Source organism: Billgrantia sulfidoxydans (assembly GCF_017868775.1).
In the GTDB taxonomy this organism is placed as follows: Bacteria; Pseudomonadota; Gammaproteobacteria; order Pseudomonadales; family Halomonadaceae; genus Halomonas; species Halomonas sulfidoxydans.
Map to the genome: position 1 here is coordinate 1,149,765 of NZ_CP053381.1, position 23,117 is coordinate 1,172,881.

Here is a 23,117-nt window from a genome sequence, read left to right on the forward strand (position 1 = left end):
ATCCTGGGCCGGGTGGAAACTGGCCATCCACTTCGGGTAATCCATCTGGTGGCGATCGCGGTAATGCTCCGCCAAAAGGCGGTAGATAAGGGGTTGTTGGTTGGCCGCGGCATGCCTCGCTTGAAGGTGTTGAGGCTGTCCTGAGGAGGCCGGGCGTCATTGACGAAACTTGGGAAGCGTTTGAGCTGCTCCGGATCTGAGATGGCGCCTGGCAATACGCACGGTGGAGACGGCGACCTGCATCGCACGACTCCATTCCTCAAGATGCGGCGATACATGCCGATGGTTCATTTAGGTAGCAGGAAGTAATCAAAATCACATGCTTCGAAGCGGGTATTCATCTCCCAATGGAGCATGTCGGGGTTTTATGTCCGCCAGGAAGGGGGCTGATGTGCAGCATCCCCTGGCGGTAGCGTGCCCGAATGTCTAGTTGCCCAAGAGAGCTATGCATTCAGCGCCTGGTTTTGTGTGGCAGCTGCCACTTGACGCTCCACCGCAAGCTGCTCCAGGAAGGCACGCACCTCGGAACCACCCATGCTGGCAGGGTGGCGCACGCCATGGAAGCGAATGAAGTAGCGTATCCAATAGCAGTAGGTTTTCTCGGTACGCGGGCTGTAGCGCTTCACCCGCATGGTGGCCTTCACACGGTCCATCAGCTTCGGCGGTCTGATGTGCGTATCCATAGAGCAGCCCCCTCATGATCTGGATATGCATACAGTGTTATTGGTTCTGGCAAAACGCGCAAGCGCGCGAATTCTGCATAGGTGGCCGAGCTATACTTAGGTTGAAGAAAAATCAATGAGTTAGAATAAAGGAAGCGCGTCAGATAATATTGTTGAACGCGCAGGCTGTTCATTCAATATCAGGACGCGCAGTCCAATCACTGTTAGCACTCAAGGAGTAATGGGTGATCTCGAAAAAAGAACTTAAAGAACTAGCAATTGCTCTAGGAAAGAAGTACCTGTTCCCAGATTTCACGAATAAGCTTACTTGGTTTGTTGTTACAGTCGGTGGGACGATCATCCTGACCCCAACTGCTTTCAAACAGATTATATATAATTGGCTCGTTGCAACTTTTAACCTAAATTCTGGGGTTAAGTTAACGTTCGCAGAGTTGGAATCGAGCAATGCCGATTATATGCTTGGTTTTTCTCTGATTGCACTGGCATTACTTCATAATATAGCAAACAGGTATTTTATTTATAAAACTGGCGATATTGCGGCCTCTGAAGCAAAAGAGCTAGAAGCGGTTGATCGTAATTTATTTAATAGATTTTTGGCGGAATTTCCATCCAACTCAAGATCAGTAACTCTTCTAAAAGAGCATGACTTTGGTAACTCCTATCACGATAATAATACAGACGAAATTGATAACTTCGTAGATTCATGGAATACATCAGAAACAGAGTTTTTAGACCCAGAACTTGAAGCAGCTCGTAAAGAGCTATATGCCAAAATGTATGAATTTATATATAGATTAGCTCAAAATTCTGGATATGTTCATGCTGGACCTATGCTATCAGCAGTACCAGACGCGTACCGTGGCGCTTGGGACTGGCCAGAGCACGTAGATACACGAATTAAGGAGCTTAATGAGAAAAGTAAAGAATGCTATAAATTGCATCAACAGTTCGTCATGCTTGGGCGGCGTAAACTGAAGTGCTAACAAGTCACGGAAGGCGGACGCGTGAAACGCGCCGCTTCGCTCAGCGTTAGCGATAAGGAGAAATCGTGCTCTGTTTTTCTTATGGATCAAATATGTCGCTTGCTCGGCTCCGACAACGAGTCCCATCAGCTCAGTTTGTTGCTGTAGCAACATTGAGTGGTCACCGGCTTCGCTTTCACAAGATAAGTACAGACGGTTCAGGTAAATGCGATGCTGAAGCCACTAAAGACCCGAGTGATCTGGTGTATGGTGTGGTAATTGAGCTAGCGGCGAGCGAAAAGCCAGCTCTTGATAAAAAAGAAGGTCTGGGGCGTGGCTACGATGAAAAGGAAGTAGAGGTTGTTTCAGTGGACGGTGAAACAATGCGCCCCACTATGTACTTTGCAACGAATATCGATGGCACCAGGAAACCATACCATTGGTATAAAAAGCATGTGCTCATCGGGGCGAAGGAAAATCACCTTCCTAAAGAATATATCGAATCTATTGAAATTATTGAGTCGGTTGCCGACCCAAATGCTGAAAGGAGTGCACGGGAACTGGCAATCTATCGCTAACCAGTCGGTCAACCGGACCGCATTTCCGCTGTTGCTTCAATGCGCCCGGTTACCTCAGCATTAGGCACACATGAATCCGGCAGAACTGTTCGTCCAAGAGCTATACCAAACTTTCGAGGGCCGTGTGCCTTTCCCCGCTGGTATAGATGCGAATTTCAAAAAGGTTTATCCGGTTGTCTACGAGGACCAAAACGAGATTCCAATCGGTCTAGTTGCGGCCGCTTCGACGCAAGACGATCCTTCGGTTGTACAGCTCTATCATGTGAGTTCATTTAAGGTCGGGAAGGGTCATGGAGCGTTGATCATGCGGCACCTTTGTGAGTTGGCTGACAAACACAAAGCGAGCATATATCTCCAGGCAGAGGCCCAGTTCACGGATAAGGACACGCCGGTAGGGACAGACTTGGTTAGTTGGTATAAGCAGTTTGGGTTTGTAGGGGCGGGTATCATGCTGAGAAAACCAAATGCCTAACAAGGCCATTAAGGTTGCTCCGGGCCGAAGGCCCTCCACCGGACGCCCTTGTCAGGGCGCCGCTTATGGCTGGCGTTAGCTGGTAGTGCCTTGGGTCCTTTTGGGTGGTTTTGTGCCATCGGGCCTTGGCCGAAAACTAACAGCAAAACCGAGATTTTTGGGGTTTCGCCAAGGCCGTCAAAACTCGCAGTCTTGCTGGCAGCTCAATCGGAATATTAGGTAGGTATAAAATTCAGTGTTTGCCGTGCGGGGCAATCCGCCGAAAATTCCGTCCGGCTCTGCTACTCTGAAGTTCAGGTTCGTTCACCGCATCGTTTGAGGTGGTTTTAATCACGGTGCATCGGCAGGTGTTGGTGCCAGGGCTGCGGTGCAGGTCGTCATGTTGGTTGCCAGGGAATGGTCTTCAAAGTTACCCCCAGCTAACCAGTCGCTTAAGTACGTTCCGGCCTTCGGCCTCCACCGGACGCCCTTGTCAGGGCGCCGCTTATGGCTGGCGTTAGCTGGTAGTGCCTAGGTTTTTTGGGGTGACTGGGTGCCATTGGGCCTTGGCCAAGAATTGTCAGCAAAATCCGAATCAATAGTGTTCTGCCAAGGCCGTCAAAGTTCGTCGCCTTGCTGGTAGCTTAGCGGATTATGGTGCTGGTATAAAGGTAGGTGTTTGCCGCGCGGGGCGGTCCGCCGAAACCTGGTTCCTTGCGTACCTGCTATTCTGAAGTTCAGGTTCGTTCACCGCATCAAGGGCGGTGGTTTTAATCACGGTGCATCGGCGTATGGCGGTGCCAGGGCAGCGGAGCATGCCGTCAAATTGTTAGCCAGGGATTGGTCTTCTTCGTTACCCCCAGCTAACAAGGCAATTAAATTCGTTCCGGCCCGATGGGCCTCCACCGGACGCCCTTGTCAGGGCGCCGTTTATTGCTGGCGTTATGAGCAAAGACAAGCTTATTCTGAGAGGAATGGATGTCAGCAGATGATTATGTAAGACGTGTGCTCGCCAAATACGCAGTTAATGTTTCGGGTGCTGAAACTGCAGGAAACCTCTTATATCCCGTATTGCAGCATTGGGCTGGACAGTTCTTGGTCCGCGCTGAATTTTCCGGCTCCTTAAGCAAAGGGACTGCGGTTACGCTTAGTACGGATGCGGACATTTTCATTTCTCTTTCTTCTGCCACTCCAGACACTCTTGCAAATATCTACAATACTCTCGCTACTGCTGTGGCATCGGCTGGCTACCCAGTAAAACGGCAGAACGTATCTCTGGGGACCAACGTAAACGGCTATAAAATTGACCTGGTTCCTGGGCGCAGGCAATCGTCCAACGGGAATGATCATAGTTTATGGAAAGATCGGTCAAAAACTTGGACAAAAACCAATATTCGTACTCATATAGGTCTAGTAGCGAACAGCGGACGAACGGAAGAAATTCGCGCGTTAAAAATATGGCGTAGCCTCCATGGGCTTGAATTCCCCTCCATCTATCTTGAATTAGCAGTGATTGAGGCTCTCCGTAACGCTAGGGTTGGAAATGTCGCGAGCAACTTGAGCCTGGTCTTGGATTATTTAAGAGATAGTTTCGTGGGTGCTCGATTCGTCGATCCAGCAAACACAAATAATATCATCTCAGATGATCTTAACTTGACTCAAAAACAAGCGATAGCGCAACAAGCTGCACTATCTCGTGCAAAATCAACATATGATCAGGTTATTTGGTAATGACAAACAATCCTGCGAAAAGAGAATCGATGGCTGACGGCGCGTCATTTCTAAGAAAGGCATTCGCAGCGGAAGAGCAAGTCCTCTCACTTGAAATCAGCTTAGCCGCATCTTCTATTCCGCATAGTGCTACTGCAGGTTCCATAAATGAAAGGCACTTCATTGACTTGCTGAAAAGGTACCTTCCAAAACGTTACGAAGTCGACTCCGCTACTGTGATTGATAGTGAAGGCAAGACTAGTGATCAAATAGATGTCGTAATCTTTGATAACCAATATACGCCTACTTTACTAGACCAGAAAAACCATAGGTTCGTACCCGCCGAAGCTGTGTACGCAGTATTAGAAGTAAAACCGAAAATCGATAAGGCGTACCTAGAGTACGCAGCAGGCAAAGCTAAGTCAGTTCGAACTTTGCGTAGGACCTCAGTACCTATTCGACATGCTGGAGGGGAATACCCTCCGAAAGCTCACTTCCCAATAGTGGCTGGTATTGTCGCTCCAACTGTAGATTGGCGAGGTGGTCTCGACGCTAAAGCTTTTCGCAGTGCGCTTGAGGCCTTGAAGGATAAGGAGGCAATCGATTGTGGGGTTGGATTAATGTCTGGGGCGTTTGACTCATTTTCCGGAGATCTAATTTTAAAGAATGGGGAAAATTCATTTATTTATTTCGTGTTTCGTTTGCTTCAACAGTTACAGTCAATGGGCACCGTGCCTGCAGTCGACTGGAATAGTTATGCGACGGTGCTCAGTACAAGTAGCTCATAACAAGTGAATCAAGCCGACCAATTTTCCGCTGCCGCTCCAAATTGGCGGCTTATTCAGGGCGTTATAAGGCATAGGAGAACGTAGTGCCGTCAAAAACTGAGACCATTAAAAAGGAAGTAAAAAATCTTATTGTCAAGGGAAATCATCTGTATTTGGCGATGATTGAGGATGTATCTGGACTACCTGACGAGATACAGAAGCAGTTAAAAGACAATAAGATTAAGCTCCCTACGTTCGTCAACGAATATGACTCTTGGTACTCCGAAGCTCTTGTTTTGATTAAGCAGCTTTTGCCTGATCGACTAGAGGATTTTAAGCGCCAATACAAAGATGAAAAGCGAAAGGAAATATCTTTTCTCACTTATGGTATATCTGATTACCTGTACGGCCTCAGGACCACAAGAGGGTGGCAAGAAGACGTAGTTGCAGACAAAACGGCTGCTGTTGGGAAGATGCAAGTACAAAACTCTATATTAGTTGCGGTCGAAAAGCGTCTCGATAGCTCACTTTTCGACATCCAAGAAATCTTACAAGCCGATTTATTTGATTCTGAGCTTGACGTAGCCCAAGAGCTAGCCAAAAAAGGATTTGTTCGTGGCGGTGGAGCAATCGCCGGTGTAGTGCTTGAAAAGCATCTTGGCCATGTGTGTGAAATACATGGGCTTAAAACCCGGAAGAAACATCCTTCAATTTCTGATTTCTATCAGATGCTTAAAGAAAACGACATTATTGATACTCCAAAATGGCGTTTTATCCAGCATTTGGGTGATTTAAGAAACTTGTGCGACCACAACAAGGATAGGGAGCCGACTAAAGAGGACGTGCTAGAGCTAGTAGAGGGCGTGCAAAAGGTTATAAAAACGGTGTTCTAAAAATGCCTTATAACAAGTCAATCAACTACGCGCCTACGGCGCCGGACAGCCTACATTCCGCTTCGCTTCATTTAGGCTGCCGGTTATTGAGGCGTTAAGTATCCATAAAAGCGAGAAAGCATGGCCAATAACCAAAAATGGAAGGACAAGTTGCTATCATCAAGCTTCCCTCTTGAGTTTGAAGCAATGAGATGCCTTGCCGATAAGGGCTTTTCCGTCTCCTCTGAGTTTTCATATTCTAGATTGGACGGAGACATCCAAAAAGACTTTTCTGTTGATGTGGAGGCGATGGCTTTCACCCCTTTCGGTGAGGAAAATAACCTGACAGGAACGGTACATTTACTCGTAGAGTGTAAATATCGAAAGGATGGTACTAGTTGGCTGTTTTTGCCTGACCCCAATGATCCAGGATTTTCACCGTTTACGCTAGGTCGAACAATTAGGGCTGTGGATAGTTTTTCAAAGGATATATTAGTCCCAAATAGCGTAGTTTCGTTCGACGAGAATCTTCCATTCTGTTTTAAGGGCGTCGAGGTAGATCTATTTAACGCATCTGCGCATGACAAGGAAATAAAGCATGGCCTAAATCAATTGCATTATGCTTTGCCGTCAATGCTTGCGAGTGAGATCAGTAGCTCTTCATGGGATTCTCCCGACCCGTCCCAGCCTTTTTTTATTTGCCCTGTATTATTGACGACCGCCCCTGTTTATCTGGCTAAAAATAGCTTGTCTATAGATTTATTGAAAGCATCAAGCGATATCGAGGAAATCGCCGATCGAGTTCCTTACTTGGTTACCTATCATGATGTTAGTCCAGATTTTATTAGGCACTGTGTTAGAGAGTTTTCAGATAATTTAGTCTTCGATGTCGAGCATCTGAATGACATTGGAAATTACCGCCTGTCGAAGGGTGAGTATGAGCACCTTCTACCTTTGAACATCATTGAGTCACTGCTTTCCGGAAGAGTCAGTGAGCTTAAAAGTTATTTTACGCAATACATTGTTTGCGACTGGCAGTATTTCCCCGAGTTGGTTGATAATCTCAAAAAATCAATCACCTCCGCTATGAGTGGAGCTGAGAGTGATGCTAACAAGTGCAGGCAAGGGACGCTCCTGACGTCGCGCCTTTTACAAAAGCGTTAGGCACCACCCCTGTCGATTTCAGCCAGCTCCATTCGACGTTAGATTGCCACCCATAGCAATCACCCACAGAACGGAGCTGGTCATGAAGCACATAGCAAAGAACACGATATGCCTTTGGTACGATGGCGCCGCTGAAGAAGCCGCAAAATTCTATGCCGAGACCTTCCCCGATTCCTCGCTCGATGCGGTGCACCGCGCGCCTGGGGATTACCCAGCGGGGAAGGAGGGGAGCGTCCTGACGGTCGAGTTCACCGTGTTGGGCGTGGCGTGCCTCGGGCTGAACGGCGGACCTATGTTCAAGCACAGCGAGGCGTTCTCATTCCAGGTGGCGACCGAAGACCAGGAGGAGACGGATCGCTACTGGAATGCCATCGTCGACAATGGCGGCCAGGAGAGCGAATGCGGGTGGTGCAAGGACAAGTGGGGTATCTCTTGGCAGATCACGCCGATTGCGCTGACGAGAGCCTTCACCAGCCCCGACCGCGCCGCCGCCAAACGGGCGTTCGACGCCATGATGACGATGCAGAAGATCGACATCGCCAAGATCGAGGCCGCCTTTCGCGGTTGAGATGAGAAGGGGTTTACCCAAAGCCGCCGACGCTTCCCCAGCGTCGGCGGCTTTTTCTTTTCCAAGGCGAAAACCTCACTGGCCGTCTTGCAGGTAGTTCTCCGGTGGGTGAGATATGCTCCTAAGTGTGGAAGCGGGTTGGCCAACTGCTCAGCCCGCGAGTAGTGATTCAATGATTGCACCTTGCCGAGGACAATGGTCATGGCCGTAAACCCAATCCCGGTTGATCAGCGCGTCATCGACATCGACTCGCGTCGATTCGCCTCTATCGGCAAGGCGCTGGTCGAGCTGATCACCAACAGCGACGATAGCTACACGCGGCTGGAAGAAGCCAGCCAGCCGGCTTCAGGCCGGATCCGCGTGCTCTACGAGCCGCACCGGGCGGGCGCGCTCCTGATCGTCGCGGACCAGGCCGAGGGCATGTCGTTCGAACATGCATGCTATAGCCTCACCTACGGCGGGGCCCATAGCCCGTTGTCGCGTGGCGAGGGCGGTGGGCGAGGTTACTTTGGCCGGGGGCTGAAGCAGGGGATCTACGGGCTCGGTCACGGCTGGCTGGAGACGATCCGCGATGGTCGCTTCACCCGCATCGAACTGTTCCGAGGCGAGAACGGCGGCTATCTCTACGACGATGGCGGCGGTGACCGCCCCGCGACGCCGCGTGACTATGCGCGGCTCGACGTCACCGGCAATGGTACGCGAGTCGCGATCGTCATCGAGAACCCGCTGGTAAACATTCCGCGTTACCGATCCGTCGTGCGGGCCGTGGCGAACAATGTCTATCTGCGCGACGTGGTGGCACGGCGTCACATCGAGGTTGCCCATGTGCAGTCCGGCCAAGTCATGGAGATCGAAGGTCCGGTGCGTTTCGCAGAGCCGCCCGCACGGGTATTGCTCGGCCCCGACCTGGAAGAACACTTCGAGTTCGAGCGACGATCCTATCCGCTCACCCTGACGTTAAAGCGTGCGGTAAACGCGGAGCTTGCGCAGCGGGGGGACGAGCGCGCCAACGGGCTGGTGGTGATCTCGGGTACGGCGGTGCTCGACTGCCAGCTTTTCGACTACGAGAACCAGACCGGCACGGAGTACCTCTTCGGCACCGTCCGCTGTTCAGGGCTCATTGAGCGGCTCGGCCAGGGCGGTGCGATCATCAGCGACGAACGCGAGGGGCTGAATCCCAAGGATCCGTTCGTCGCTGCGTTTTCTCGCGCCGTTAGCCGGCTGATTGCGCCGTGCGTGCAGGCGGAAAAGGATCAGCTCAGGCAACTGGAGTACGTGACAACGTCTGGTCGCACGGCACTCATGATCGAGCAGATCCTCCGACGCATGAACCGGGCGGCTATCGAGGATCTCGGCATCGTGGTATCGACGGCCGCGGCAGGCGAGGAACAGGGGTTCGTCGAGGATGTGGAGCATCCCGCGGCCCTGCGCTTCTCAACGCCATTCTATTACCGGCAAGCGGGGCATCCGTTCCACGTCAGGCTGCTGGTCGACGCGAGGCAACTCGACCCTGATGTGGTCCTGAGTTTCGATAGTCGGCTGCCGGAAACCATGCGCATCGATCCGGCATTGCAGAATGGGACGCTGCGCGATCTCGCCACGGACGGCCGCGTCGAGTGGACCGTCACTGGTGACGTGCCGAGTGAGCGCGGCGAGATCATGGCTCGGGCCGGCAGTCATCTGGCCTGGTGCGAGCTGGTCGTGGCCGAGCACGGGGTGGGACATTCGCACCATCCGCACCATTCACCGCGACGCGTGGTCAAGCGTCGGGTTCCCCACGACCACGGTGAAGCCATGTTCACCGGCTACGAGCTGCGCAGACTCGAGAGCGAACCGGCGCGCGCCATCTACAGTCCCTCAGAGCGGCGGATTCTCATCAATACAGCTGCCCCGACGGTCCAGCTTTATGTCGATGGGCGCGGTCATTTCCGCGACTCGGCTCGCCTGCTGCTTGCGGAGCTGCTCATGGACGTCATTTCCGACGAGTTGGCCCGGCGCTCGATCGCGAAATCCAGGCATGAGAACGACATGGAAGCGCACCGTGCGATGAAGCTCGACATTATCCGGCGCTATGGCGGCGACATTCATCTGGCCTTCCAGGGAGGATGATGTAATTGCCTGAAGGGCCGGAATCTCTCACGCCTCGATCCACACCTCGTCGCCCTTGAAGCTCACCTTCCAGGTGCGAAGCCGCACGCTGTCGTCTTCCAGGCATTGGCCGTCTTCCAGGCGGAAGTGCTGCTTGTAGATCGGCGAGGCGACGACGAGTTGGCCCTTGAGGTCGCCGACGATGCCGCGGGCGATGACGTTGGCGCCGGAGAAGGGATCGTGGTGGTCGATGGCGTAGAGTTCCTGCGCCTGGCCGGGAAGATAGAAAATCGCCACTTGGGCCGGGCCTTCCGGGGTTTCCATCCAGGCGGCGACGCCGGAGTAGGGCACCAGGTCGGCGCGGGTGCAGAGGGTTTGCCAGGTCTGGGTCATGGTCTTCGCCGCAATTGCTGAACTCATTCAGGTCTTCTCCACTTTTTATCTGATCACTGCCGAGCGAGATGAAGCGGGCGGCGCGCTGGGCGCCGCCATTTCCATCACGCAGGCCTTAATTGCCCGCGCTCGGTGGTATAGATGATGTCCGGATCGGGGCGCGCGTCGTTGACGAAGCTGCGGAAGCGCTTGAGCTTCTCCGGGTCGCTGATGGCGTTGGCCCATTCGCACTCGTAGGTATCGATCACGGCCTGCATCTGCCGGTCGAGCTCTTCGCCGATGCCGAGGCTGTCCTCGAGGATCACCTGCTTGAGGTAATCCAGCCCGCCTTCCAGGTTCTCGCGCCACACCGAGGTGCGCTGCAGGCGGTCGGCGGTGCGGATGTAGAACATCAGGAAGCGGTCGATGATGCGGTAGAGCTCCTCGTCGCTGAGGTCGGTGGCGAACAGTTCGGCGTGGCGCGGGCGCATGCCGCCGTTGCCGCATACGTACAGGTTCCAGCCGTTCTCGGTGGCGATTACGCCGATGTCCTTGCTCTGGGCTTCGGCGCACTCGCGGGTGCAGCCGGAAACGGCGAACTTGAGCTTGTGCGGGGCGCGCAGGCCCTTGTAGCGGTTCTCCAACTGGATCGCCATGCCCACGCTGTCCTGCACGCCGTAGCGGCACCAGGTGCTGCCCACGCAGGACTTCACCGTGCGGGTCGACTTGCCGTAGGCGTGGCCGGTCTCGAAGCCGGCCTCGATCAGTTCGCCCCAGATCGCCGGCAGGTCCTCCAGGCGGGCGCCGAACAGGTCGATGCGCTGGCCGCCGGTCACTTTGGTGTAGAGCGCGTACTTCTGCGCCACCTGGCCCAGCACCACCAGCTTGTCGGGGGTGATCTCCCCGCCAGGCACGCGGGGAACGACGGAGTAGGTGCCGTTCTTCTGCATATTGGCCATGAAGGTGTCGTTGGTATCCTGCAGCGGGATGTGGGCCGCGTCGGTGATCGGCTCGTTGAAGCAGGAAGCCAGGATCGAGGCCACTGCCGGCTTGCAGATATCGCAGCCGAGTTTGTGGGTCTCGGGGTTGCCGTGCTTCTCCATCAGCTCGCTGAAGGTCTTGATGCCCTCCACCCGTACGATGTCGTAGAGCTCCTGGCGGGTATGGGCGAAGTGCTCGCAGATCGACTTGTCGACCTCCACGCCGCGGCTCTCGAGCTCATGGTCCACCAGGTTCTTGAGCAGGGCGGCGCAGCCGCCGCAGCCGGTGCTGGCCTTGGTGGCGCCCTTCACCGCGCCGAGATCCACGGCGCCGGCGTCGATCGAGGCGCACACGTCACCCTTGGTGACGTTGTGGCACGAGCAGATGGTGGCGGTGGCCGGCAGGGCGTCCGGCCCCAGCGCGGGGGCGGCTTCGCCACCGGCGGGCAGGATCAGCGCAGCCGGGTCCTCGGGCAGCTCGATGCGGTTGGCGTAGTACTGGTGCAGGGTGTCGTAGTAGCTGTTATCCCCCACCAGCATGGCGCCCACCACGCGCTTGCCGTCGCTGGAAACCACCAGCTTGCGGTACTGCTGCTTGATGGGGTCGAGGAAACGGTACTGCCGTGCGCCGGGGGTGCGGTCGCCGTGGGCGTCGCCGATGGAGCCCACGTCGACGCCCATCAGCTTGAGCTTGGTGCTCATGTCGGCGCCGCGGAAGGTTTCGCCACCTTCGAGGAGCGTTGAGGCCGCGACCTTGGCCATCTGGTAACCGGGGGCGACCAGGCCGAAGATGCTGTTGTTCCACAGCGCCACTTCGCCAACGGCGAGGATGGCCGGGTCGCTGGTCAGGCAGCTGTCGTCGATCACCACGCCGCCGCGCTCGCCGATCTCCAGGCCGCAGTCGCGGGCCAGCTCGTCGCGGGGGCGTATGCCGGCGGAGAAGACGATGAGGTCGGTTTCCAGCACCTTGTCGTCCTGGAACACCATGCGGTGGCGGCTGGCCTCGCCGTCGACGATCTCCTGGGTGGCGCGGCCGGTGAGCACCTGCACGCCCAGCGCTTCGATCTTCTCGCGCAGCAGTTCGCCGCCTTCGCTGTCCACCTGCATTGGCATCAGCCGCGGAGCGAACTCCACCACGGCGGTGTCCAGGTTGAGCCCGCGCAGGGCGTTGGCGGCTTCCAGGCCGAGCAGGCCACCGCCCACCACCACGCCGGTGGTGGCGGTTTCGGCGGCGGCACGAATGGCGTCGAGGTCCTCCAGGGTGCGGTAGACCAGGCAGCCTTCGCGGTCGTTGCCGGGAATCGGCGGCACGAAGGGGTAGGAGCCGGTGGCCAGCACCAGGCGGTCGTAGCGGTAGCGGCCCTGGGGCGTGACGACCTCGCCCTTGTCGCGGTCGATGGCGGTGACCGCCTCGTGCAGGCGCAGTTCGATGCCGTGCTCGGCGTAGTACTCGCTGGTGGAGAGCGCCAGTGAGGCGGCATCGCGGCCGCTGAAGTACTCGGAGAGGTGCACGCGGTCGTAGGCCAGGTGGCGCTCCTCGCCGAACACGGTGACGGCGTAGCGCTCGGTGGCGCCCTGTTCGACCAGTTGCTCGACCAGGTGGTGGCCGACCATGCCGTTGCCGATGACGATCAGTTGCGGTTTCGCGGGCGTGTTCATGCGGCCTCCTTGGCGGGGCGTTGCGGTGATTCGTTCGAGGCGTCGTCGAGCAGGGCCTGGGCGTCGGCGGCGCCGAGCAACAGCGCGGCGCGGCAGGCGGTGAGGTCGCGGCCAGCCAAGGCCTGCTCGAAGTACCAGGGTCCGGAGGCGGTGTCGCCGTAAAGCACGACGCCCTCCAGACGGCCGCCTCTCAGCAGCAGGCGGCGGTAGTCGCCCTGCTGGGGATCGCGGTAGCTGAGTACTTCGTGATCGGGTTCGGCTTCGGTGGGGCCGAAGGCGTAGAGCGAGATGCCGCTGACCTTGAGCTTGGTGGCGGTGGGCTGTTCGACGTAGCCCGGTACACCTTCGGCATTGGGGCGGCAGAGCCGCTCGGCCAGCACCTCGACCTGGCGCCAGATCGGCTCGACCAGGCCGTAGAGGTTGCCGCGGTGTTCGCAGCACTCGCCCAGGGCGTGGATCGCCGGGTCGCTGGTGGTCAGCCACTCGTCGACGATCACGCCACGGTTGCTCTCGAGCCCGGCGGCGCGGGCCAGTTCGGCATTGGGCACGATGCCGATGGCCACCACCACGCAGTCGGCGGCGAGCCGGGTGCCGTCGCTCAGATGCGCGGCGCACACCTGGCCCTCGGCGTCGGCTTCCAGGCGCTCGAGCTGGGCGTCGGTATGGATGTCGAGGCCGCGACCGCGCAGCTCGTTTTCCAGCAGGCGGGCGGCGGTGAGATCGAGCTGGCGGTTCATCAGCCGGTCGTCGCGCTGCAGCAGGCTCACCCGCATGCCGCGTTTGCGCAGCCCCTCGGCAGCTTCCAGGCCGAGCAGGCCGCCGCCGATCACTACGGCGTTGCGGCCGGTTTCGGCGGCGCGTGCGAGGGCGTCGGCGTCGTGCAGGTCTCGGAACACGTGCACGCAGGGAAGCTCGAGCCCCGGCACCGGCGGGCGGGCCGGGTTCGAACCGGTGGCCAGCACCAGGCGGTCGTAGTCGAGTTCACGCCCGGCATCGGTGGTGAGGGTGCGTGCGTCGCGGTCGATGGCCTCCACCCGCTCGCCGAGGATGAGTTCGATGCCCTGCTCGGCATACCATTCGGCGCTGCGCAGGGTGAGGGCCTCGCGCTGCATTTCGCCGGCCAGCAGCGGCGAGAGCAGGATGCGGTTGTAGGCCGGCGTCTGCTCGGCCCCGATGACCGTGATCCTGGCGGGGCGCTCGGTCCGGGCGAGGAGTGCCTCGGCCAGCCGGTGGCCGGCCATGCCATTGCCGACGATGACCAGGTGCTCGACGGTGGATGTCTCGGGATGTCGCCTTGGCATGCGAACACCTCCTCTCGCTGCGCTTGTCAGAATGACGGGCCTATAACGCAACGACGCCTCGGCGCTTCCCCTGTCGATTCGAGGATCGAACCGGGGAGCACAGAGACGTCGTTGTCGCTTTCATGTGGGCGATCGCCTTTGATCGCCGCTCTGTCCTGCAGGTATCAAGATTCCGGCCAAGGTAACAGGTGCGTGATCTTTTTCCTTTTGTGCCAGTGTCTTGGGGAGGAGGTCGAAGGTCTCGGTGCAGGCCGGTCAGCGCTCAGCTTGGCCGGCCGTGCACATCAGTGGTGCGTTGCGGCATCGAAATGCACAGGGCTGTAGCACGCCGCCAGCAGCGCGGGGTCGAAGCGGCCACCCTGGGCTTCCAGTTGACGCACGATGGGTTCGGCGAAGTGCAGGGCGGCCTGCGGCGTCGGGCGCAGCAGGTCCCCCCCGCAGAGCTGCTGATGGATGGGCGCTGCATCGCTGTCGAGGGTGTCGAGGTGGCGAATCGAGCGATCGAGGTAGGGCGGCAGGGCCAGCCATTCATGTGCCTGACGGCGATGATCCGGCGAGGCGGCCAGCCACTCGCCGGCTGCTACCAGGGCGCGCAGCAGGGCGGCCAGTGTGGCCGGGTAGCGCTGCGCCCAGGAGCGGGTCACGCCGAGTACCTTCTCCGGGTGGCCGGGCCACAGCTGGGCGCCGGTGGCGACCAGTTGGCCCGCGCCGCAGTGGCGGGCCAGGGTGCCCCAGGGCTCGCCGGCGCAGAAGCCGTCGATCTGGCCGTCGCGCAGGGCTTCCACCATGCGCGGCGGCGGCAGGGCGACCAGCTCGACGTCGCGGTCGGGGGCGATGTCGCCCAGGGACAACCATTCGCGCAGCTGGTAGTGCTGGCAGGAGTAGGGATACACCATGGCCAGGCGCGGGCGCCTGCTGCTGCCCGAGCCGCGCAGCCAGTTGCCCAGCGCCAGGGCGCTGCTGCCCGGGTCTGCGTCGAGGGCGGCACCGCTGGCCTGACACAGCGACGTGGAGAGCGTGATGGTATTGCCGTTGCGCGAGAGCAGCAGCGGAGCCAGCGTTTCGCAGGGCGCGCGGCCCAGGCCCAGGCTCATGGCCAGCGGCATGGGGGCGAGCATCTGCGCACCGTCGAGCAGGCCGGCGGCGACCTTGTCGCGCAGGGTGGCCCAGGCGTTCTCCCGCGACAGGCTGACGTCCAGCCCCTGGGCGGCGAAGCAGCCCCGTTCGCGGGCGACGATCAGCAGGGCGGCATCGAGCAGCGGCACGAAGCCGAGGGTGAGGCGCGCGAGTTCCGGGCTGGCGGCGTGAAGTGGCGGTTGGCTCATGAGCGGGTTCCCCGTTTGTCGGCGGCGTGCCCCTGGGGCAATAGCGGGTTCAGGCGGCCGAGAATGTCGACGACGCTGTCGGCGACCTCGGCGATACGCTGGCCGCGGTCCATGGCGAGCTTGCGCAGCATGCGGTAGGCCTGCTCCTCGTCGCAGCCCTGATGCTTCATCAACAGGCCCTTGGCGCGCTCGATACGCTTGCGCTCGGCCAGCTGGTTGCGCGCCTTGTCCAGCTCCTGGCGCATGCTGTGGAAGGCGTCGAAGCGGGCGATAGCCACCTCGACGATGGCCTCCACGCGCTCCGGCACCAGGCCGTCGACGACGTAGGCGCTGACGCCGGCCTTGAGCGCGGCCTGCAGCGTGTCGGAATCGTGCTGGTCGGCAAAGAACACCACCGGGCGCGGGTTCTCGCGGTTGAGCAGCGCCATGCTCTCCAGCGTGTCGCGGTCGGGGCTCTCCATATCGATGATCACCACGTCGGGCTGATGGCGCGCGACCATCTCGTTGAGGCTGGCCGGGTTCGAGAGCCGGCAGATGACCCGGTGTCCCTCGGCCATCAGCGCCTCCTCAACCATGGCGGCACGTACCACCTCGTCGTCGACCAGCAGAATGTTCAGGGGTGGTGGCATAGGGTCTCGCTCGTGAATGGCATGCCTAGGTGGTCTTTTCCTGTCTCCAAGCAAGAAACATTCCATGTTTCGCTTCGTCGCAGGCGGGTGGCGCCTCAGCCGGCGCTGGCGGCGGGCAGCCAAGTCATCCGGCGTGCCCGCTCGGCACTAGCCTGGTGCAAGGGCGGAGCCGGTCGTGGGGAAATGGTGCAGGGCAGCATGCGGGAGGGGCGCGGGAAAAGAGGCATCTAGCTGATAGCCGTTCGGTCTTCGGTGGATGGCACGCTTCCTGCTTGATGCGGGTCAATACTCTACCGAGGGCGCCATGCGGCGCCCCGAGCGGCAACGACGCCCGCCAACGCCGCCCTTCGGGGTTGGTCGTTGGCGGGCGTCGTCGTTTCGCCAGGAACAGACAGGAGATCGACATGCGCGAGGCCCGAACCACTTGCCCATACTGCGGCGTCGGCTGTGGCGTGCTGGCCAGCGTCGAGGATGGCGAGATCGTCGACGTACAGGGCGACCCGGCGCACCCGGCCAACTTCGGCCGGCTGTGCGTGAAGGGCTCGGCGCTGCACGAGACGCTGGGGCACCATGGCCGCCTGACCCGGCCCAGGGTCGACGGTGTCGAGACCGACTGGGACACGGCGCTGGACGCCGTCGCCGAGCGGCTCACGGCGGTGCGCGACCGCCACGGTGCGCAGGCCGTCGCCGCCTATCTTTCGGGGCAACTGCTCACCGAGGACTATTACGTCGCCAACAAGCTGTTCAAGGGATTTCTCGGCACGCCGCACCTGGATACCAACTCGCGGCTGTGCATGGCCTCGGCGGTGGCGGCCCACAAGCGTGCCTTCGGCGCCGACGCCGTGCCGTGCAGCTACGAGGATCTCGAAGAGGCCGAGCTGGTGGTGCTGGTGGGCTCCAACCTGGCCTGGAACCATCCGGTGCTCTACCAGCGCCTCAAGGTGGCCAAGCAGCGCAACCCGCTGCTGCGGGTGGTGGTAATCGACCCGCGGGTCACCGATACCTGCGAGATCGCCGACCTCTACCTGGGGCTCGCGCCGGGCAGCGATGCGCGCCTGTTCACCGGGCTGCTGGCGTGGATGGCCGAGCGCAACAGGCTCGACCGGGTCTACCTGGAGGCGCATGCCCAGGGCATCGAGGAGGCGCTCGCCGCGGCGCGCGAGCAGGACGCCTCGGTGGAGGCCATCGCCGCCGACTGCGACGTCGATGCCGAGCGCCTGGAGACCTTTTTCTACTGGTTCGCCACCCACCTGCACGTGGTCACGCTGTTCTCCCAGGGGGTGAACCAGTCGAGCAGCGGCACCGACAAGGGCAACGCCATCATCAACTGCCACCTGGCCGGCGGCAAGATCGGCCTGCCCGGGGCGGGGCCGTTCTCGATCACCGGCCAGCCCAACGCCATGGGCGGGCGCGAGGTGGGCGGGCTGGCCAACCAGTTGGCCGCCCACATGGACTACGACACCCCCGGCGCGCGGGATCGCGTCACGCGTTTCTGGGCCACCGAACGGCTGGTGCCGTCGCTGCCCGATGGCCCCGGCCACAAGGCGGTGGCGCTGTTCGAGGCGATCGAGCGCGGCGAGGTGCAGGCGCTGTGGATCATGGCCACCAACCCGGCCGTGAGCCTGCCGCGGGCCGACCGGGTGCGCGCGGCGCTGGAGAAATGCCCGTTGGTGATCGTTTCCGAGTGCATGGCCGACGCCGACCTGCTGGCCTATGCCGACATCGTGCTGCCGGCCTCGAGCTGGTCGGAGAAGGACGGCACCGTGACCAACTCCGAGCGGCGCATATCGCGCCAGCGCGGCATCCTGCCGCCACCGGGGGAGGCGCGCCACGACTGGTGGATCGTCTGCGAGGTGGCCAAGCGGCTGGGTTTCGGCGAGGCCTTCGACTACAGCCATCCCGGCGAGATCTTCGACGAGCACGCCCGGCTCTCGGGCTTCGAGAATGCGGGGGAGGGGCGCAGGCTGTTCGACATTTCCGGCCTGGTCGGGCTCGACCGGGCCGCTTACGAGGCCCTGGCGCCGATCCAGTGGCCGGTGAACGCCGCTGCCCCCCACGGCACCGCCCGGCTGTTCACCGATGGCCGCTTCGCCACGCCGGACGGCCTCGCGCGGATGCTGCCGGTGCGCCCGCGCCCGCCGGCACAGGCGCTCGACGCCGCGCGGCCGCTGCGGCTCAACACCGGGCGCGTGCGCGACCAATGGCACACCATGACCCGCACCGGCCGTGCACCGCGGCTGATGAATCACCGCGCCGAGCCGTTCATCGAGCTCACCCCGGAAGACGCCGCCGAGTGGGGCGTGGCGGAGCATGGCCTGGCGCGCCTGGCGGGAGCGGGCGGCGACTATGTCGGCCGGGTGCGGGTGTCGCGTGGGCAGCGTCGCGGCGAGGTGTTCGTGCCGATGCACTGGAGCGGCTACTTCAGCGGCACGGCGCGCATGGGGGCGCTGCTCGAGGCGCACCTCGACCCCTTCTCCGGCCAGCCGGAATCGAAGCACGGCGCGGTGGCGCTGGCGCCGCTGGCGGTGGAATGGGAGGCCACCCTGCTGGTGGCCGACGACCTGGGCGTGGCGGAATCGAGCTGGTGCGACGAGAGCCGCTACTGGGCACGCATTCCGCTGCACGGCTGCCAGCGATGGCAGTTGGCTGGCGGCGAGAGCGCCTGCGGCGGGGTTGCGAAAAAAACGGCGCAGCGCGACTGGCTGACCTGGCTCGAGGCAACGCTGCCGGTGGCGCCGACGCTGTGGTGCACCGATCCGGCTACCGGAAGGCTGCGTGCCGCCGGGGTGGATGCCGCAGGGCGCCTGCGCTGGTGGCTGATGGCGGGGCCGCCGCTGGAGCTGCCCAACCTGGCCTGGCTCGATGCGCGCTTCGAGGAGGCCAGCGCCGGCGCGGGGCTCTCGGCGCAGCACCGCCGCCGCCTGCTGGCCGGTTGCGACGACGGCGCCGCCAACCAGGGGCCGGTGGTGTGCAGCTGCCATCAGGTGGGCCAACGCGCTATCCTAGAGGCCATCCGTGAAGGCGACGACAGCGTCGAGGCGTTGGGCGCCAGGCTGGCCTGCGGCACCCAGTGCGGAAGTTGCGTTCCCGAGCTGAAAGCGCTGATCGAAGAGGAGAAGGCCCATGCGAGCGCTGAGCCAATTGAAGTCACTGCTGTCGCCTGAGCTGTCGCGCCTGGCGCAGCGGCCCCGGGCGCTGGGGCAGGCGGCGTTCTCGCGTCTGCACGGCCTGGGCCATATCGTGCGTTCGCCGTTCGGCCGTTCCACGCGCGTCGAGGCGCCCACCCTGACGCTGGACGGCGAGTGCCGTGCCGGCCGGGTCTACCTGGTGGGGGCGGGCAGCGGCGACGTCGAGCTGCTCACGCTCAAGGCGGCGCGCCTGCTGCAGCAGGCCGAGGCGGTGGTCTACGACCGCCTGGTGGGCGACGACGTGCTGGCGCTGATTCCCGCCGGCCACGAGCGCTACTACGTGGGCAAGGAGCGTGGCCACCACAGCGTGCCCCAGGCCGAGATCGGCGCTTTGCTGGTGAGGCTGGCGCGGGAGGGCAAGTCGGTGGTGCGGCTCAAGGGCGGCGACCCCGGCGTATTCGGGCGCATGGGCGAGGAGCTCGCCGCACTGGCCGAGGCCGGCGTCGAGGCCGAGATCGTGCCGGGCATCACTGCTGCCTCGGCGGCCGCGGCCGGCATGGGCATCCCGCTCACCGACCGCGCCCACGCCCAGCAGCTGCGCTTCGTCACCGCCCAGCTGTGCCGCAAGGACGGCGAGCCCGACTGGGCCACCCTGGCGCGCCAGGACGAGACGCTGATCTTCTACATGGGCCTGACCAAGGTCGAGGCCATCTGTGCCGGGCTGCGCCGCAATGGGCTGCCCGACGACTGGCCGATCATGCTGGTGGCCAACGCCAGCCTGCCCGAGCAGGCGTCGCTGGTGGGCACCCTGGCCGACATGCCGGGCAAGCTGGCCGCCTCGCCGCTGCCTTCACCCTGCCTGATTGTGGTCGGCAGCGTGGTGCGCATGGTCGCGACCAGCCCGGCCGCTGCCCCGTCTGCCCAGACCAAGGGCCACATGCACCAAGAGTGAGCGACGACACGCCGGGATGCACCGGCGTGGCCGATCTCGCCCGGGGCATAGCGCCTCTCTGACCGCCGGTCGTCGAATCCCCGTGGCTGGCGGCATCGCTTGAGCCCCCCGCGGTTGCCTTCCGCTGGCTTCCTTGTCGCAGTTGCCAATGAGTTGGCACGCAACGTGCTTGTTCATGGCAGGGCTCTGCTGCCAATGCAGGCGGGCCGGCGGGATCAACGACGATCGCCGCTGCCTTTCTTCGCAGGCCCACGACAACGCGACGAACACAGGCAAAGGCGCCTGAAGCTTAAGAGCTTCAGGCGCCTTTGCGTTTGTCACGTCAGCCACGAGACGAGAGGCGCCACGCGCGTAAGAACGTTATGTCCTATCTGCTTCCTTCCGAGTTCGCGACCAAGATGGTGGATGCCGGCGAGTCCAAGCTCCACATGGCCACCCGGGACGTCCTGATCCGCGCCTTCATGGCGGGGGCCATCCTGGCCCTGGCCGCGGTGTTCGCGGTGACCATCACGGTCCAGACCGGTTCGGCCATCCTCGGGGCCGCGCTGTTCCCGGTCGGCTTCTGCATGCACTACCTGATGGGCTTCGACCTGCTGACCGGGGTCTTCGTACTGACGCCGCTGGCCTGGCTGGACCGGCGCCCCGGCGTCACCATCGAGAGGATCCTGATCCACTGGGGCAAGGTCTTCTGCGGCAACCTGGCCGGCGCCCTGACCGTGGCGGTGCTGATGGCGATCGTCTTCACTTACGGCTTCGCCACGCCGCCGGACGAGGTGGGGCAGAAGATCGCCGGTATCGGCCATGCCCGTACCGTGGGCTACAAGGAGTTTGGCGCGGCGGGCATGCTGACCATCCTGATTCGCGGCATCCTGTGCAACTGGATGGTCTCGCTCGGTGTCGTCGGGGCGATGATCTCGACCACGGTGGGCGGCAAGGTGATCGCCATGTGGATGCCGATCATGGTGTTCTTCTTCATGGGCTTCGAGCACTCCATCGTCAACATGTTCCTGTTCCCCTCGGCGCTGATGATGGGCGGCGACTTTTCGATCGCGGATTACCTGATCTGGAACGAGATCCCCGTGGTGGTAGGCAACCTGATCGGCGGGCTCTCGCTGACCGGGCTGACGCTCTACACCACCCACGTGCGCACGGCGCCGCTGCGCGATATCTGAGATGTCGGCTTTCGAACCCGGCCGGATGCTGCGGGTGTCGCTGGGCCAGTGCTCGGAGGCAGGGCGCAAGGCGGTCAACCAGGACTTCCACGGCGCCTACGTGCCCCGCGAACCGCAGCTTTCGAGCAAGGGCATCGTGGTGGCGCTGGCCGATGGCATCAGCAGCAGCGAAGTGAGCCGGGTTGCCAGCGAGGCGGCGGTGAAGGGGTTCATCGAGGACTACTACTCCACCGCCGAAAGCTGGACGGTGAAGACCTCGGCGCAGCGGGTGCTGGTGGCGACCAACTCCTGGCTGCACGCCCAGAGCCGGCGCAGCGAATACCGCTGGGATAAGGACCGGGGCTACGTCTGCACCTTCACCGCACTGGTGCTCAAGTCCGCCACGGCGCACGTTTTCCACGTCGGCGATGCGCGGCTCTATCGGCTTGCCGCTGGCCGCCTGGAGCCGCTGACCCGCGAGCACCGCGCCTGGGTGGCACCCGACAGAAGCTACCTCAGCCGGGCGATGGGCGTCAGCGAGCAGCTCGAGATCGATTACCTCGCGCTGCCCGTCGCGGCAGGGGAAACCTTCCTGCTGATGACCGACGGCATTCACGAGCACGTCGGCGAGGCGGCGATGCTGGCGGCGCTGGCCGAGCACGAAGGCGACCTGGACGCCGCTGCCGCCGCCATCGTGCAGGAGGCTTATGCCCAGGGCAGCGACGACAATCTGACGGTGCAGGTGGTGCGGGTCGAGGAAGTACCTCCGCCAGGGGCCGGCGAGATCGCCCCGGGAGCGGTGTCGCTGCCGTTTCCGCCAGCCCTCGCGCCGCGCATGGTGCTGGAGGGGTATCGCATCGTCAGGCAGCTCCATGCCAGCCACCGCAGTCACGCCTACCTGGCGGTGGACGAAGCCAGCGGCGAGCAGGTGGTGATCAAGATGCTCTCTACCGAGCTTCAGCAGGATCCCGCCCAGGTGGAACGCTTCCTGATGGAGGAGTGGATCGGCCGGCGCATCGACAGCGCGCATGTCGTCAAGCCGCACCGCTCGGAGCGTCGGCGCCAATATCTCTACAGCGTGACGGAATACATCGAGGGACAGACCCTGGCCCAGTGGTTGCGCGACCATCCGCACCCGGCCCTGGAGACGGTGCGCGGCCTCGTCGAACAGCTGGCCTGCGGCCTGCGTGCCTTCCATCGCCTGGAGATGGTGCACCAGGACCTTCGGCCGCTTAACGTGATGATCGATGCCACCGGCACGGTGAAGATCATCGACCTGGGGTCGGTGCGCGTGGGTGGGCTGGTTGAGACCGCTTCGGCGCAAGCGGGGGAGGTACCGCTGGGTACGCTGGCGTACACTGCGCCGGAGTGCTTTCTGGGCGAGCCGGCCACGCCACGCTCGGACCTGTACTCGCTGGCCGTGATCGCCTATCAGCTGCTCACCGGGGAGCTGCCCTACGGGACCCAGGTGGCCCAGGCGCGTACCCGCGCGGCGCAGCGGCGGCTGAGCTATCGCCCCGCGCTGGCCAGCAATCGCGAACTCCCGGCCTGGGTCGACGAGGTACTCAGGAAGGCGCTGCACCCCATGCCCGAGAAGCGCTTCGATGCACTGTCGGAGTTCGTCCACGAGCTGCGCCAGCCGAGCCGCGAGTTCCTCGCCCGGGCCCGCCCGCCGCTGATCGAACGCGACCCCGTACTGTTCTGGAAAGGCGTGGCCGCACTGCTGGCGCTGCTCGTTCTCGTGCTGCTGCTCGAGTGAGGCTGCGGGGTGCTTTAC

General features: G+C 61.4%; 18 protein-coding genes. 12 read left to right on the plus strand and 6 right to left on the minus strand.

The window, feature by feature from the left end:
- Positions 1 to 443: 443 nt before the first annotated feature.
- Complete coding sequence (locus HNO51_RS05500; protein ID WP_209538689.1) at positions 444 to 683, minus strand: phage integrase N-terminal SAM-like domain-containing protein; 240 nt, start codon at positions 681 to 683, stop codon at positions 444 to 446.
- A gap of 224 nt (positions 684 to 907) precedes the next feature.
- Between HNO51_RS05500 and HNO51_RS05505 the strand changes: the two genes are divergently transcribed.
- The 8 genes from HNO51_RS05505 to HNO51_RS05540 all read left to right on the plus strand — a co-directional run bounded on the left by HNO51_RS05505 (position 908) and on the right by HNO51_RS05540 (position 9,864).
- Positions 908 to 1,666: a hypothetical protein gene (locus tag HNO51_RS05505; RefSeq protein WP_209538690.1), complete on the plus strand. Its 759-nt coding sequence runs from the start codon at positions 908 to 910 to the stop codon at positions 1,664 to 1,666.
- Between the two features lie 65 nt (positions 1,667 to 1,731).
- Positions 1,732 to 2,223: a gamma-glutamylcyclotransferase family protein gene (locus HNO51_RS05510; protein WP_242597212.1), complete on the plus strand. Its 492-nt coding sequence runs from the start codon at positions 1,732 to 1,734 to the stop codon at positions 2,221 to 2,223.
- A 1,429-nt stretch (positions 2,224 to 3,652) separates the two neighbouring features.
- Positions 3,653 to 4,405 carry a nucleotidyltransferase family protein gene (locus HNO51_RS05515; RefSeq protein ID WP_209538691.1) on the plus strand — a complete coding sequence of 251 codons (753 nt, stop codon included), beginning with the start codon at positions 3,653 to 3,655 and terminating at the stop codon, positions 4,403 to 4,405.
- The gene (locus tag HNO51_RS05520; protein ID WP_209538692.1) at positions 4,405 to 5,172 is read left to right on the plus strand and encodes a DUF6602 domain-containing protein; all 768 of its coding nucleotides are present in this window, start codon (positions 4,405 to 4,407) and stop codon (positions 5,170 to 5,172) included. Before HNO51_RS05515 ends, HNO51_RS05520 begins: the two co-directional genes overlap by 1 nt.
- An 83-nt stretch (positions 5,173 to 5,255) precedes the next feature.
- Positions 5,256 to 6,044: a hypothetical protein gene (locus tag HNO51_RS05525; RefSeq protein ID WP_209538693.1), complete on the plus strand. Its 789-nt coding sequence runs from the start codon at positions 5,256 to 5,258 to the stop codon at positions 6,042 to 6,044.
- Positions 6,045 to 6,164: 120 nt separating this feature from the next.
- Positions 6,165 to 7,187 (plus strand): hypothetical protein, encoded by a 1,023-nt coding sequence (locus tag HNO51_RS05530; protein WP_209538694.1) that lies wholly within the window; start codon positions 6,165 to 6,167, stop codon positions 7,185 to 7,187.
- 82 nt (positions 7,188 to 7,269) lie between these two features.
- Positions 7,270 to 7,755, plus strand: coding sequence for a VOC family protein (locus HNO51_RS05535; RefSeq protein WP_209538695.1), 486 nt, complete (start codon positions 7,270 to 7,272; stop codon positions 7,753 to 7,755).
- Positions 7,756 to 7,956: 201 nt separating this feature from the next.
- Complete coding sequence (locus HNO51_RS05540) at positions 7,957 to 9,864, plus strand: hypothetical protein (RefSeq protein ID WP_209538696.1); 1,908 nt, start codon at positions 7,957 to 7,959, stop codon at positions 9,862 to 9,864.
- A 27-nt stretch (positions 9,865 to 9,891) separates the two neighbouring features.
- Here the strand turns inward: HNO51_RS05540 and nirD are convergent, their stop codons facing one another.
- The 5 genes from nirD to HNO51_RS05565 form a co-directional block, all read right to left on the minus strand.
- Complete coding sequence (gene nirD / locus HNO51_RS05545; protein ID WP_209538697.1) at positions 9,892 to 10,263, minus strand: nitrite reductase small subunit NirD; 372 nt, start codon at positions 10,261 to 10,263, stop codon at positions 9,892 to 9,894.
- Positions 10,264 to 10,340: 77 nt separating this feature from the next.
- Positions 10,341 to 12,854 carry a nitrite reductase large subunit NirB gene (gene nirB, locus HNO51_RS05550; RefSeq protein WP_209538698.1) on the minus strand — a complete coding sequence of 838 codons (2,514 nt, stop codon included), beginning with the start codon at positions 12,852 to 12,854 and terminating at the stop codon, positions 10,341 to 10,343.
- The gene (locus tag HNO51_RS05555) at positions 12,851 to 14,155 is read right to left on the minus strand and encodes an NAD(P)/FAD-dependent oxidoreductase (RefSeq protein WP_209538699.1); all 1,305 of its coding nucleotides are present in this window, start codon (positions 14,153 to 14,155) and stop codon (positions 12,851 to 12,853) included. The genes nirB and HNO51_RS05555 overlap by 4 nt, the downstream gene beginning before the upstream one ends.
- Before the next feature lie 284 nt (positions 14,156 to 14,439).
- Complete coding sequence (locus HNO51_RS05560; RefSeq protein WP_209538700.1) at positions 14,440 to 15,480, minus strand: CmpA/NrtA family ABC transporter substrate-binding protein; 1,041 nt, start codon at positions 15,478 to 15,480, stop codon at positions 14,440 to 14,442.
- Positions 15,477 to 16,109, minus strand: a complete 633-nt coding sequence (locus HNO51_RS05565) for an ANTAR domain-containing response regulator (protein ID WP_197450059.1) — start codon at positions 16,107 to 16,109, stop codon at positions 15,477 to 15,479. The genes HNO51_RS05560 and HNO51_RS05565 overlap by 4 nt, the downstream gene beginning before the upstream one ends.
- A 404-nt stretch (positions 16,110 to 16,513) precedes the next feature.
- Here HNO51_RS05565 and HNO51_RS05570 point away from each other — a divergent pair, with 404 nt between their 5' ends.
- From HNO51_RS05570 to HNO51_RS05585, 4 genes are all read left to right on the plus strand, one after another.
- On the plus strand, positions 16,514 to 19,273 hold the full coding sequence (locus HNO51_RS05570; protein WP_209538701.1) for a nitrate reductase: 2,760 nt from the start codon (positions 16,514 to 16,516) through the stop codon (positions 19,271 to 19,273).
- Positions 19,233 to 20,189 carry a uroporphyrinogen-III C-methyltransferase gene (cobA, locus tag HNO51_RS05575; RefSeq protein ID WP_209538702.1) on the plus strand — a complete coding sequence of 319 codons (957 nt, stop codon included), beginning with the start codon at positions 19,233 to 19,235 and terminating at the stop codon, positions 20,187 to 20,189. Before HNO51_RS05570 ends, cobA begins: the two co-directional genes overlap by 41 nt.
- A 362-nt stretch (positions 20,190 to 20,551) precedes the next feature.
- Positions 20,552 to 21,361, plus strand: coding sequence for a formate/nitrite transporter family protein (locus tag HNO51_RS05580; RefSeq protein ID WP_209538703.1), 810 nt, complete (start codon positions 20,552 to 20,554; stop codon positions 21,359 to 21,361).
- Between the two features lies 1 nt (position 21,362).
- Positions 21,363 to 23,099: a bifunctional protein-serine/threonine kinase/phosphatase gene (locus HNO51_RS05585; protein ID WP_209538704.1), complete on the plus strand. Its 1,737-nt coding sequence runs from the start codon at positions 21,363 to 21,365 to the stop codon at positions 23,097 to 23,099.
- Positions 23,100 to 23,117: the final 18 nt, after the last annotated feature.

Coding starts and splice junctions, on each gene's coding strand:
- HNO51_RS05500 (WP_209538689.1), bottom strand. CDS start 683: ATGGATACGCACATCAGACCGCCGAAGCTGATGGACCGTGTGAAGGCC.
- HNO51_RS05515 (WP_209538691.1), top strand. CDS start 3,653: ATGTCAGCAGATGATTATGTAAGACGTGTGCTCGCCAAATACGCAGTT.
- HNO51_RS05520 (WP_209538692.1), top strand. CDS start 4,405: ATGACAAACAATCCTGCGAAAAGAGAATCGATGGCTGACGGCGCGTCA.
- HNO51_RS05530 (WP_209538694.1), top strand. CDS start 6,165: ATGGCCAATAACCAAAAATGGAAGGACAAGTTGCTATCATCAAGCTTC.
- HNO51_RS05535 (WP_209538695.1), top strand. CDS start 7,270: ATGAAGCACATAGCAAAGAACACGATATGCCTTTGGTACGATGGCGCC.
- HNO51_RS05540 (WP_209538696.1), top strand. CDS start 7,957: ATGGCCGTAAACCCAATCCCGGTTGATCAGCGCGTCATCGACATCGAC.
- nirD (WP_209538697.1), bottom strand. CDS start 10,263: ATGAGTTCAGCAATTGCGGCGAAGACCATGACCCAGACCTGGCAAACC.
- nirB (WP_209538698.1), bottom strand. CDS start 12,854: ATGAACACGCCCGCGAAACCGCAACTGATCGTCATCGGCAACGGCATG.
- HNO51_RS05555 (WP_209538699.1), bottom strand. CDS start 14,155: ATGCCAAGGCGACATCCCGAGACATCCACCGTCGAGCACCTGGTCATC.
- HNO51_RS05560 (WP_209538700.1), bottom strand. CDS start 15,480: ATGAGCCAACCGCCACTTCACGCCGCCAGCCCGGAACTCGCGCGCCTC.
- HNO51_RS05565 (WP_197450059.1), bottom strand. CDS start 16,109: ATGCCACCACCCCTGAACATTCTGCTGGTCGACGACGAGGTGGTACGT.
- HNO51_RS05570 (WP_209538701.1), top strand. CDS start 16,514: ATGCGCGAGGCCCGAACCACTTGCCCATACTGCGGCGTCGGCTGTGGC.
- cobA (WP_209538702.1), top strand. CDS start 19,233: ATGCGAGCGCTGAGCCAATTGAAGTCACTGCTGTCGCCTGAGCTGTCG.
- HNO51_RS05580 (WP_209538703.1), top strand. CDS start 20,552: ATGTCCTATCTGCTTCCTTCCGAGTTCGCGACCAAGATGGTGGATGCC.
- HNO51_RS05585 (WP_209538704.1), top strand. CDS start 21,363: ATGTCGGCTTTCGAACCCGGCCGGATGCTGCGGGTGTCGCTGGGCCAG.